Here is a 12,517-nt window from a genome sequence, read left to right as displayed (position 1 = left end):
TATTTTTTCATTGTTGTCGTCACAAGTTACTTCAGATTTGGATTGATATTCGTTTCTCTTTGTGGAACAGGCCATTTTTCGTCGGTGCCTGCTCTGAAAGCCTTGGTGGTTACATACCAGCGGCTGTATGGGTCAATGGCACCGTTGTTTTTGCGCAGGTTGACAGCACCTGAAAATGCGGCGCCATAAAAATCGCCTTTCAACACCTGTGCGGCATTGCCCCAGCGAAGTAAATCCCAGTAGCGGATGCCTTCCAGCGCCAGTTCATTTCTCCTTTCTTTGCGAAGTATAGTACGCAATGTTGGGATATCCGTTACCGTTATAGGCGGCATATTTACGCCCGGGCGGGTTCTTATTTTATTAATGGTGGCATCGAGCAGTCCCTGGTCAATGGCATCGCCGGCTTCCAGTTTGGCTTCGAGATAGCTGAGTAAGACTTCTGCATAGCGGATAACCGGCAAATCAATACCGGAATTTTGCAGGTCGCCGCCGGCAAATCCTTCATAGCTGAATTTACCCATGCCAAAGCCCGTACGGGTGGCCTGTTTGGTGGTAGTCAGCTGATCAGGTGATTTGGTGCTGTCCGGGTGTGTTACATAGCGAATGGTTTTGAACGGCTGGTTGTTGTATAACACCGTGTACTTCAGCCGGGGATCACGATTGGAGCTGATATCATTCGGATTGTAACGGGGATCAGTATACGAAAATGGTGTGCCGTCTTTGAAATCATACGACTCTACCAGGCTGCCGAGTGGGCAATACAAATGCCATCCACCGGCGGTGGCAGGATAGATATGCTGCAGCATGGCGTTGGGAGCCAGGTCCTGCAGGTACTGCGTGGCAAAAATAATTTCCTTGCTGCTTTCATTGGTGCCGTTAAAGAGGCTCTGGAAATTAGCATCGATGTTGTTGTCGTTGAAGTCGACGATTTTTTTATAGGTGGCAGCAGCATCTGCATATTTCTTCTCCGCTAACTGCAGTCGCCCGAGAAAGGCCATTGCTGCCTGTTTGCTGGCACGGCCTCTTTCTGATGCGGGGATATCTTTATACTGCGGTAAGTCGGCGATAGCAGCATTCAGTTCGCTGATCACAAAGTCAACCACCTGTGCTTTCGGCGTTTTTGTCACGGTATTGGCTTCCTGCAGGGAAAGGGTTTTGGTAACCAATGGCACATCTTTCCAGTACTGCGACATGTAAAAATAAGTACACGCGCGGAGGAAGCGGGCTTCTGCGGTCATGCGGGCGAGTTTGGCGGCGCTGACCGGTGTTTTGCCTACATTTTCCAGGAAATAATTGCAGCGGCCAATACGGATATAACTGGCATTCCAGTAGTCGCCGAGGATGCCGAGATCTGCGGTCATGGTACCATTTGCCAGGCGGGTAGTGCCGGCGTTGTCGCCGCGGCGGTCGTAAGCATTGTCGGTCGCCAGTTCTATAAATAGCAGGCCGTTATACGACCACCAGTCGGTGGCGGAGAATTCCGCTGCTTTCTGCATCTGGATGTTGCCGCGATACACGCCGGTGAGTGCCAGCATCGCATTCTGTTCACTGGTCCAGAACGCGTCGTTGGAGTAATTATTCAACGGTGATTTGTTCAGTTCTTTTTGGCAGGACATGCTGCCGGCGCCACACAGGCCTATCAGTAAAAGATATTTATATAGCGGAGAAAATGTTGTCTTCATTTGTTCAGGTGTTGCAAGCATTAAAAATTAAGATTCAGTCCCACAGTATAATTCGCCAGGATAGGGTAGTAATTACCACCGGTATTCACTTCCGGGTCCCAGCCAGTGCGGTAGTGGCTCCAGGTATGGAGGTTCTCCGCACTTAAACTTACCCGTATACCTTCTATATTGGCGCGACGGAGCAGGTCTTTCGGCAGGCTATATCCTACCTGTATGTTTTTTAACCGGAGATAGGAACCGTTCAGCACCCAATAGGAAGACGTTAATGTGTTCGGGGTTCCCTGGTTGGAGATCAGCTCCAGGCGGGGGTATTTAGCTTGCGGATTTGGATTTTCTGCTGTCCATCTTTCGTCCATCTGCCAGCGCTGCACATTCCCATTCTGATAGAAGGCCCATCCCGCATAGTTATTCAGGTAGCCATTTACACCGGTAACACCCTGCAACAGGATATTGAGATCAAAGCCATGATAGCTGCCGCCTATTGCAATGCCGTAGGTGTATTTAGGAATAGTAGAGCCTAACACCTTGCGGTCGTAGTCGGCGGTTACTTTGCCGTCTGGTTTGCCATCCGGACCGCTGATATCTTTGTAGCGGATATCGCCGGGCTTGGGATTGGGGTCGATGGAACTCATATTGTTATTGGCTTTCCACGCGGCTACATCGGCATCATCTTTAAATAATCCGTCTGCTTCATAGCCATAGTAAAGGTTCATCGGGTAGCCAACAAACAGCGTACTGCCGTTACCTGTAAGGCCATTGGCCTGGTGGATATTGCCTACGCCGAGGTCCAGTACTTTATTTTGAATGATGCTGAAATTGGCAGCTACGTTGTAATTGAACTGGCCGATGCTGTTACGGTGCGTAGCCGTAAATTCCCACCCGGTATTTTTCAGTTTACCGGAATTCTGTGGTCCTACCTGGGCGCCCAATACCTGGGATATGCTGCCAGAGGGGCTTACCAGGATGTCATAGGTATACCGGTCGAAGTAGGAAATGCTGACAGCGAGTTTTTGTTGGAAGAAAGCAGCTTCCAGCCCCAGGTCTTTGGTACGGGTAGATTCCCAGTGGATTGTAGAATCATTGATGGTGGTTCTTACTGCACCCGGGACTACTACGTTACCGATTGGGTAGTTATACCCGGTCATCAGGATATTCTGATAAGGATAGTTAGTACCGAGGTTTTGATTGCCGAGTGTACCATAAGACGCTTTGAGTTTTAATTCGCTGAGCCAGTGAAAGCGGTCTTTCATAAAGTTTTCTTCTGAAATGCGCCATCCCGCAGCGATGGAGGGGAAGAACGCATATTTATCATTTTTAGGAAAACGGGAAGATCCGTCGTAACGCATATTGGCTTCCACGAGGTATTTGCGGCCAAAGTTATATTGCAATCTGCCGAAGAAAGATTTAAGTGCATATTCCGTAGCAGAACTATTATTAGTTTGGGTGCCTGGATCTCCCAACCCTAATACGGTGAGGTCGTTGCTGGGCAGGTTGCTGCGTGAGCCGCTCAGGTCTTCGTAATGTGATCCTTCAAAAGAGTAACCTCCCAATACGGTCATTTCATGCCGGGCAATTTGTTTGTGGTAGTCTGCCAGTACCTGGATGGTTTTGTAATTGGAGAAGTTGGAGGCTTGTGTAAGATTGGATGGTCCCAGGAAAATGTTATCATTGATGCGTTGTGTTGCGAGGAATGTTTTCTCCTGTGCCTGGGATTGCGTATACCCACCAATCACAGACAGCTTCAGGTCGGAAATCACATACCAGTCGAGCCGCAGGTTACCATTAAAATCAGTATTCCTGATATTATAGAAAGCGCCGCTGTTGAGCCAGGCCACCGGGTTGCCTTTATTTACATTTCCTACGCCCCAGTCGCCATTACTCATTTGAATAGGGTAATTTGGCGTATACCGGATCACGTTAGAGATGATATCCTGCATACCGGTAGCGTCCAGTGTGGCGGGTGTATTGGGTTCCTGCCGGTTGGACTGCATCAGGGAGAAGCGGGTATTGAGTTTGAGCCGGTCATTGATTTTTGTTTCAAGGTTCAGACGGGCGTTGTATCTTTTGTAGTTGTTATTTTTTACTACACCGTCCTGGTCGAGGTAGCCGGCAGAGATAAGGTATTGTGTTTTATTGCTGCCGTTGGAGAGCGACAGGTTATGCCCTGTTTGCAGGAAATTTTTTTTAAACGAAGCATCCAGGTAATTGGCGTCGGGATAGTTATCCGGGTCGCTGCCATCTTTGAAATGCTGAATCTGTTCGGCGGTATAAGAGCCGGGCTGGGCTTCATTCATCAGTGTAGCGTATTCCCATGAATGAACGAATTTAGGTGTGGAGGTGATTCGTTGCTGGCCTACATAGCTGTTCAGGCTGATGCGCAGCTTTTGGGAATTACCCGTTTTAGTGGTGATGAGAATTACTCCATTGGCAGCTCTGGCGCCATAGATAGCGGCAGAAGAAGCATCTTTCAACACGGAAACACTTTCAATATCGTTAGGATCAATATCATTGAAGGATCCGGTAGGAATACCATCTACTAACACCAACGCATCGGAGGAGGCGCCGAAGGAACCAACGCCGCGGATTTGAATGCTGCTATTCTTCGTACCTCCCGGTTGACCGGCATTTTGTACTACGGTTACTCCCGGCATTTGCCCGGTGAGGGCCTGCGACAATTGAGTAACAGGGCGGTTATTAATATCTTTGCTGTTGATCTGAGATACCGATCCGATCAACTGTGATTTTTTCTGGGTACCATATCCTACTACAACAATTTCATCTCCTTTTATTTCCCGGCGTTTCATCACGATGGTGAGCGTGGATTGCCCGTTTACCGGTACTTCCATGGTTTCGTAGCCAACGAAAGATACTTCGAGGATAACATTATTGTCTGCCAGCGAAAGTGTAAAGGCTCCTTCGGCATTAGTGGAAGCGCCTTTATTGGTGCCTTTTATGCGTACCGTAGCGCCGGGAAGGGGGATGCCTTTTTCATCTTTCACCATTCCCTTTAATTCTGATAAAGGCGCAGCAAGTGCAGCAGGAGATGATTGTGCAGCGGGTGCTTCGCGGATCACTACTATTTTATCTATGATATCGTAGGTGAGTCCTTTGGGCCGGAGACATTGGTCCAGCGCCGTTTTGATATCGGCATTGGTAAAATGTACAGCTATGTTGCCGGCTTGTTTTACTAATTTTTCCTTAAAGAAAAATTGGTATCCGCTCTGTATTTCAATGTCCCGTAACACTGATTTTAAGGGCGTGTTAGTGGTGGCGATAGAAATTTTCTGTGCATAGGTTTTGGCGCTTATCTGTAAACAGAACGCCAATTGCATCACGATGACAAGCCTCATGGCCATTACGATTTTGGTGATTCCCGGCCTTTTCAGGAAGGCGGGAGTGAACTTAGCTCCTAAAAGCATAAATTTGTTTGGTTTAGGTGAGATAATAAGTAGTTAAGCGACTAGTTTTAAACTTGCCTGAATTCGGCCGGTAGTGCGGGAACACTGCCGGCTTTTTCTTTTTGGCTGATATCTATTTATGGCATGACCGTAATTTGTTTTCCTGTTACCTGGAAGTGAATTCCATTTAATTCCAGTATTTGCAACACTTTTGATAGCGGTACATTCCGGGATATTTTTCCGGAGAAGCCATCCCTGGTGATTGTTCCGGTGAAGCGTACTTCTACATCATACCACCGGGCAATTTGTTTCATCAGGGTGTAGATGTCGGTGTCATTGAACCAGAAGTATCCTTCTTTCCAGGCCATCACCTGCGCCAGATCTACCTGCTGGCGTAAGCCTATTGCTGCCTGTTCGTTGATGATAGCCTGTTGCCCGGGCTGTAGCAGCTGTTGCTGGCTGCCTTTATTCACGCGTACCATGCCTTGCAGCAGGGTAGTAGTGATATCGTTTTCATCGTCATATGCATGTACATTAAAGTGAGTCCCCAGTACTGTAATAGTACCCTTGCGTGGCAGCTGCACCTGGAAGGGATGTTGGGCATCAGCAGCTACTTCAAAGTATACTTCTCCCGTAACCGTTACTAATCGTTCCTTACCTGAAAAGCCAACCGGAAAACGGAGGGAGGAAGCGGAGTTGAGCCATACTTTGGTACCGTCGGAGAGTACCATGCTGTAATGGTTTCCCCTCCCGGTGCTAATGGTATTATAGGTGGTGGCGGTGTTGGTGGCGCTGCCGGAGTAAATCAGTTGTCTGTTCACAAGATGCACGGCGGTGTTACCCTGTTTACTGAGAATGCCGTTGGCGGCGGTATCCAGTGTTATTACAGAAGCGTCGCCGAGGGTAAGGGTAGCGCTTTCTTTGCCGGGAGCAATATCAGCCAGCGGTGCTTTAGTTATCGGCGGTGTATTTTTTTCGCGCATCAGCCAGGTGATGCCAAAGATGAGCAGCAGTATCGCGGCGGCGGCAGCGGCATAGGGCCACCAGGTGGAACGCTTTACAGGTGTACTGTTGCCGGTTAAAATATTTTGTAAGATGTGGTCGGCCGTATCCGGTGTAATCACCGGTTCAGGGGCCGTCAGTTGCAGCCCCTGTGCGTGTATCAGCTCCGCAATTTTTTCTGCGGGGGCTTGCTCTATCAGCGCCATCAGCGCAGCCGTTTCTTCCGGCGTGGCAGTCCGGTTATAATATCGTTCAAAAAGTTCCTGCAGCTGTTGCTGATCCATAATGATAGTCTTTCTCCATATGATGGACAAAGTCATGGATCAAAAAGGGGGAGGGGGGCGAAAAAAAATTATAATAATAAGTGAATGGCCGTCATTGTCACCGCCAGTTGTAGTTTCACGTGTTTGGAAATGGCCCTGGTAGCCGACTCCAGGTGCGTTTTTACCGTCTCCCTGCCAATGTTCAGGTGGACGGCAATTTGCTGGTAGGTCATACGTTCGTGCCGGTGCAGCAGGTAAATTTCTTTCTGGCGCGGCGATAATTGATCAATGGCTTCATCAATCAGTGTGTAAAAGCTGTGGGTAGGATCTATGCTGTTGGCTTCAGTGGCGTTATCTTTTACCCATTGTTCCCAGTGTTTATATTCCCGGGCTTTGCGTTGCAGGGCGTTGAGGGCATGGTTGCGGGAAATCACCAGCAGCCAGGACCAGAAATGCCGGATGTCGCCCAGTGTTTCCCGGTTGTTCCAGATTTTCAGGAATACGTCCTGAACTATTTCTTCCGTAAGTGGACGGGATTGTGTGACCCGGTAAATATGTGTAGCCAGTAAAGGATGCCATTGCTCAAACAGTTGTTTGAAGGTCGTTCATCTCCCGAAGCGATACAGGAGAGCAACATTTTCTCATCACGTGTAGCTGAATTTTCCACTGTCAAATATTAATAGTTCATAGTGCCGGTGGTTGCCCGGCATTGTTAGTATTTACATAAACCTGGTGGGGGTTTGTTGGTGTCAGTTGTTGTTCACTAATACTCCGCGTTACGGAATGGTACCAGCAAAGATGCAGAAAAAATAGTTTTTCCGCACATTAATATTTTTCAAAGGTATTATGTATTTTTGGCATGCAAAAAATCCTGATAGGCTTGGCCATTGGGAATGAAAGCCCTTTCCTGTGAAATGTATTAATAATACAATCGAGAAAGTGTTACCCATAATTTCTTCTTATTATCTATGTCATACCTCATGAAGTATTTATCTGTCCTGTTGATGCTCCTTTGTGTGAGCACTCTTTCCAAAGCACAGCAAGTATACCAGATCCGGGCCGATAGTGTCCGCATTTACAGCAATTGCGATACTGCGGAATTAATCCTGGAAAACCGGACCAAAGGGGTACCGGGATTTTTGTTTAATAAAGGGAACGGGCGTACGGAGTTTCAGCGTATTCGTTTGAAAGCGATGGGGAACCTGTTGGCTATACCCGGACAGGATACAGTGGATCTGGGTACCTGGGGGAATCAAAGTTATATTCGCAATGATACCAGTTTACAGGCCGGTAATTTTAACATTAATGGAGTAGGACTCGCCCTGGCGCTGGAAGGACGTTTTCTTAGAAGTACTGCCGGCAGTGACTGGGATGGGGAAGCGCACTATCATATGTACAATGGAAGCGCCGCTGCAGGAAATCTGCGTTGGTCATTAGGACTATTGGGTGTTGAGGGAACAGTCGACAGTGGTGCAGATTTTCGCATATTCCGATATTCAAATACCGGTAAGTTTCTGAACTCTGCGCTGTCTATAGAAAGATCCAGTGGTATTGCCGCTATTCCATCGGGCTTAAGAACTGGTAATTTAATGATCAATGCCAATTATCCATTTTCTCCAAATGTACGTTTAGCGGTAACAGATACCAGCTATATGACTTATCAGCCAGTATCTGCTACTTTGCCAACTCCAAAAAGCAGTATGGTGTATGTAACGAATGCAACGGGTTTGACAAATAGTTTCTCAGGATTCGGTATGCAGTCGATGATACCTTCGGGTATTTACCAGGGAGCCTTTTTGGGAGTAGTATCCACGGCAGATGGTCAGGGCTATGGCGCACATATGGTATTTGGGAATAGGACTGCATTAAACGCTTATGCGGAACGTATGCGCATCACTACTGCAGGAAATATAGGTATTGGCACCACTACACCGACCACCTTATTGGAGGTCGCCGGAACAACCAAAACTGCAGACCTGCAGGTAACAGGTGCGGCAGCTTTCCCAAAAATAAAGACCTTCGGTGCTACAGGTGCCGGGCAATTGGAGATTTATGGTGGAGCACTGGATCCAAATGACATCAAAAACAGGAGATGGTCGTTTACCCGCAATAACGCAGAAACTGGGGGATTAGAGGGCAGCGATCTTGCCATCAATCGTCATGATGGAAATGGTAACTTAATTGACTCACCATTAAGGATTACACGCGGCAGAGGTTTTGTAGAAATGGCGAATGGATTTATCGCGGCCAGCTCCTCCCGGGTTCGTGGTACCGGTACCGGCAATGCCAATAGCTCCTATATTGCATTTATGGAAAAGAATGATACCGTACGGGTAGGATACGTAGGAAAAGTATCTTCTGTAAATGGTGATGTAAGTTTGTTGAGTGATAAAGGAAATATTTCACTAGGCGCACTGGGAGGGGGACAATTTACCTTGTCCAAAAACTTTATGCTGGTATCCACTGGCCTGGTATTGCTTTCTGATACCGTATCTAATATTATCAGTTTTAATTCAGTTGGAGTAGCACCACCGGCGTTAAATACAGCGGGGCCGGGTACCAAGTTATTACTCTATACACGAACTACAGATACCAGTACTAACTTTTCTATTGGGGTAGAGTCAGGGGCAACCTGGTTTTCTGTACCACAGCCCACGCTAAACTATAGCTGGAAATATTATGGTGGTACTACACTCGTTAGCCGGCTTACTTCACAGGGAGGACAGGAGTGGAATGGACAGGGGAGGTTTAAAGGCTGGTATACCAGTTCCCTGGATCCGGCCAACAGCCCGGCAGCAGAAATAGGTTATACAGGCGGGTACGCCATTTTTGATGGTTTTAACAGGAGCAACAATATGTTTAGACCGGTTAGGATAATGGGCGGATCTACTGCTACTGATAAAAAGACCCTGGAGATAGACAGCGTCGGATACAGATTTGTAGACTTTGCCAGCGCCGCGCTGGTAAGCACCGATAGTAGGGGATACCTGGTAAAAACTTATACGCCCTCTATTACGACCGCAGCTAGCACGATTGCCCAGCGCGACGCCTCCGGTAACCTGAATGCTACCGGCTTCCTGCAAAACTCCCTTGCCAGCCTGAAGAAAAATATCCAGCCATTTACCGAAGATGCTTTGAGCTTGCTGATGCAGGTACAGATCAAACAGTTTATTTATAAGGATGATAAACAGGAAAATGTTCGCATTGGTATTATTGCCGACAGCACCGACTGGCACTTTGCCACCAAAGGGCACGACCGCTTCGATACCAACAGCTCTCTCGCCATCACCATGAAAGCGGTGCAGGAATTAAATCAGCAACTGCAAAAAGAAAATGACGCCGTGAAAGCAGAGAACAAAGCGTTAGCTGCTAAGCTGGAAGAACTGGCGAAAAGAGTGGCCGCTATTGAACAGGCGGGCACAAAAAAATAAACAATATTGATCAGGAAGGCGTAAAGGAGGTAACCAGCAAAGGTTATTTTCTTTACGCTTTTTGTTTGACGGGTATCGCATATTCCACTGCCTTGCTATATCTGACAAGCATCATCTATTACAGATAAAATGAACTGCACCCGCTCCGCTACGCTGACTTTCGGCAATATCACCACTTCATAGCCCAATTCTTCGTAGGTGCGTAGCAGTTGCTCATAAGTACGTACCGCCTCTTCAAAAGACTGTTTTCGTTCGTTATCCTGTTCGTATATGGCCGGCCATGGTGGCGTGAAAAATACGCGGTTATTAAACCTGTACTGCCGGGCGGCCTCGCTCATTAATGCGGGTACTGGAAGCCCGCACAGCGTCAGGTAGCCGATGGTATCAGCAATGCCCCGGTCAAAAAATACCGGGGGCATTTGCCCCGATTGTGCCTGAAAGTCGCGTAGCGCCTGCTCAAACATTCGTGCTGCAAATGCCTCGCGGTTGCGCCAGGGAAGCGCTTCGCCGCCACTGGCTACCTGTTGTTGAATAATATCCCGGCCACTTTCTGGTACACAGGTATAACCTGATTCCTGCAAAGCAGTAATTACAGTCGTTTTGCCCATCCCCGGGCCACCGGTGATGACAAACAAATTGTCTTTTTTCATGCTATGATATTTGGAAAATAATAATGTGAGAAGCGGAAAAGGAAGAAGGAGCAATATAGGTAAAACTGTGAATTTTCGGAGTATCTTTGCTGCATATATGCTGCAGGGGCCAAAACGATTCATATATCAAACGGCGGTGAACTTCTGGAATCACATCGTACTTCTGGGTGTTTATCCTACCATGCCCTTTATTGAGGCGAGGCGTACCATGTTACTCAACCTGCTATCCCTTCCCTGTATTCCTTTCATGATCAGTTATTGCATTATAAATGCCTTCCAGGGCAGGTACCTGTTATCAGCGTTGAATGCAGTGACCACTTCCACTGCCGTGGCGGTATTGCTCCTGCATAAATACCGGATGTACCTGAGCGCCAGGATTGTGCTCATTTTCTTCAGCGTGGTGCTATACACCTTTACCGGCTTATATTTTCATAATGGTGCGGAATACTTCCTGTTAAACATCCTGGTTGTCTCCGTGATGATATATGACAACAAATGGGTGATAGGATGCCTGAGCATTTTGATCCTGTCGGCCTTTTTGCTGATTATATTTATGCCGCAGTCGTGGTACCTGGCACCTCCTGTACCCCAACAACGGGAATGGACCAATGTGGCGGTATCCCTGGTTTCTATGATTATAGCGTTACTCTTCTTTAAATATATACAGTCCGACTACCAGGAGGAAATCGAAAAGCAGCGGCAGGCGCTGCTGGCCATGAATAAAGACAAGGAAAAACTATTTTCCATTGTGGCGCATGATATCCGTAGCCCGTTATCTACCCTGGAGAGCTTACTGGATATGTTCCAGAAGGGCCAGTATCCGCGGAATGATATGGAGGAAGCTGCCGCCACCCTGCATCAGAAGGTATCCCAGCTGGGAGGTACGCTGGATAACGTATTGCGCTGGAGTACCCGTAGTATGAAAGGTATTCAGACAAGGCCCCGGCATTTTTTGCTGGCACCCGTGATGAGCGAGATATTACTTTTCTTTGAACTGGTGATACAACAGAAAAATATGCAGGTGGATGTACAGGTGCCGGTAAGTACCGCACTATTCGCCGATAGAGACCAGGTATCTGTTATTCTCCGTAACCTGTTCAGCAATGCCCTTAAATTCAGTTATGCCGGCGGAAAAATTTCGGTAACAGCGTGGCAAACAGAGGAGCAGGTCTTTATTCGTATCGTTGATGATGGCGTTGGCATGGATATGCAGCAACTGAAAACGCTGTTTACCTCCCAGCAGCAACCCGCCTATGGCACCACCGGCGAAAGAGGCGCCGGTATAGGACTATTGCTTTGTCATGAGTTTACCGAACTTAATAATGGTACCATCACAGTAGAAAGTGCACCGGAAAACGGTACCACCTTTATCATACAACTCCGCCGGGGCGATATCCCCGCCAATGAACCTGCTGCCGCTAATGAACCTACTGCCGCCAATTAACCCGCGCCGCCGCAAAAAACTTTGTTCCTAAAGGATTATTAATTTATTCTATATTTGCATGCCGACAACCACCTTCGGCAGTATATAACGTTACCGCACATACGCACAGACAAGCTAATTGAATATATACCTATGGCCAAATATGACGATGCTTCCTGGCATTACGGGGGCAACTATCCTGCTGACTTACCACCTGCCAATGCCGCTACGCATATTGGTATGTTCTTAACCTGGTGCATTGAACATGATCTGTTGTCGGAAGAACAAACCGACGATTGCGAAGAAGATATTGAAAAGGTGAAAAACAGAACATTAACCGGCGCTCAATACCTGATCGCCAACTGCGATGAGAAATTTACAACGGACGACCTGGATCAAACAGGCAATGATTTCGCTAAATCATATTATGCCCGTAAAGAGAAAACCGCTGCCGCTAAATACCCCAGCTATTTCGAGGACTACGAAAATGCATTCAGGCAGCATTCAACGGACTTCAATTTATATGCCGTAGCAGATACCTGGGAAAACTATGACCGCATCAAACCTTTGATAGATCAGCGGTTTGAGGAATGGAAAGGATTCCAGTAAAGAAATTACGAATTACGGATTTGTGCGGAGATATCAGCAAAGATCATCCGCTCTTATCT

Annotated in this window: 8 protein-coding genes; 3 read left to right on the top strand and 5 right to left on the bottom strand. The window is 47.5% G+C overall.

Translation table 11 applies throughout. From position 1 onward, the window contains the following. Positions 1–26 precede the first annotated feature (26 nt). From J7623_RS23155 to J7623_RS23140, 4 genes are all read right to left on the bottom strand, one after another. Complete coding sequence (locus J7623_RS23155; RefSeq protein ID WP_291924859.1) at positions 27–1,682, bottom strand: RagB/SusD family nutrient uptake outer membrane protein; 1,656 nt, start codon at positions 1,680–1,682, stop codon at positions 27–29. A 20-nt stretch (positions 1,683–1,702) separates the two neighbouring features. Next, the gene (locus J7623_RS23150) at positions 1,703–5,101 is read right to left on the bottom strand and encodes a TonB-dependent receptor (protein ID WP_291924856.1); all 3,399 of its coding nucleotides are present in this window, start codon (positions 5,099–5,101) and stop codon (positions 1,703–1,705) included. A gap of 116 nt (positions 5,102–5,217) precedes the next feature. Continuing rightward, complete coding sequence (locus tag J7623_RS23145; RefSeq protein ID WP_291924855.1) at positions 5,218–6,366, bottom strand: FecR family protein; 1,149 nt, start codon at positions 6,364–6,366, stop codon at positions 5,218–5,220. A gap of 68 nt (positions 6,367–6,434) precedes the next feature. Next, on the bottom strand, positions 6,435–6,935 hold the full coding sequence (locus J7623_RS23140) for a sigma-70 family RNA polymerase sigma factor (protein WP_291924889.1): 501 nt from the start codon (positions 6,933–6,935) through the stop codon (positions 6,435–6,437). A 390-nt stretch (positions 6,936–7,325) separates the two neighbouring features. Between J7623_RS23140 and J7623_RS23135 the strand changes: the two genes are divergently transcribed. Further along, positions 7,326–9,776 carry a tail fiber domain-containing protein gene (locus tag J7623_RS23135; protein ID WP_291924853.1) on the top strand — a complete coding sequence of 817 codons (2,451 nt, stop codon included), beginning with the start codon at positions 7,326–7,328 and terminating at the stop codon, positions 9,774–9,776. Positions 9,777–9,871: 95 nt separating this feature from the next. Here J7623_RS23135 and J7623_RS23130 read toward each other — a convergent pair whose 3' ends face one another. Further along, positions 9,872–10,426, bottom strand: coding sequence for an AAA family ATPase (locus tag J7623_RS23130; protein ID WP_291924851.1), 555 nt, complete (start codon positions 10,424–10,426; stop codon positions 9,872–9,874). A gap of 67 nt (positions 10,427–10,493) precedes the next feature. Between J7623_RS23130 and J7623_RS23125 the strand changes: the two genes are divergently transcribed. Beyond that, the gene (locus tag J7623_RS23125; protein ID WP_291924849.1) at positions 10,494–11,870 is read left to right on the top strand and encodes a HAMP domain-containing sensor histidine kinase; all 1,377 of its coding nucleotides are present in this window, start codon (positions 10,494–10,496) and stop codon (positions 11,868–11,870) included. A 132-nt stretch (positions 11,871–12,002) separates the two neighbouring features. After that, positions 12,003–12,458, top strand: a complete 456-nt coding sequence (locus tag J7623_RS23120; protein ID WP_291924847.1) for a hypothetical protein — start codon at positions 12,003–12,005, stop codon at positions 12,456–12,458. Positions 12,459–12,517 lie beyond the last annotated feature (59 nt).

This window comes from Chitinophaga sp. (genome assembly GCF_017745275.1).
In the GTDB taxonomy this organism is placed as follows: Bacteria; Bacteroidota; Bacteroidia; order Chitinophagales; family Chitinophagaceae; genus Chitinophaga.
This window is presented reverse-complemented; position numbering and strand designations above follow the sequence as displayed.

Bases quoted from the DNA above. Each gene is read 5' to 3' on its own strand.
- J7623_RS23135 (WP_291924853.1), top strand. From the start codon at position 7,326: ATGAAGTATTTATCTGTCCTGTTGATGCTCCTTTGTGTGAGCACTCTT.
- J7623_RS23150 (WP_291924856.1), bottom strand. From the start codon at position 5,101: ATGCTTTTAGGAGCTAAGTTCACTCCCGCCTTCCTGAAAAGGCCGGGA.
- J7623_RS23155 (WP_291924859.1), bottom strand. From the start codon at position 1,682: ATGAAGACAACATTTTCTCCGCTATATAAATATCTTTTACTGATAGGC.
- J7623_RS23130 (WP_291924851.1), bottom strand. From the start codon at position 10,426: ATGAAAAAAGACAATTTGTTTGTCATCACCGGTGGCCCGGGGATGGGC.
- J7623_RS23120 (WP_291924847.1), top strand. From the start codon at position 12,003: ATGGCCAAATATGACGATGCTTCCTGGCATTACGGGGGCAACTATCCT.
- J7623_RS23145 (WP_291924855.1), bottom strand. From the start codon at position 6,366: ATGGATCAGCAACAGCTGCAGGAACTTTTTGAACGATATTATAACCGG.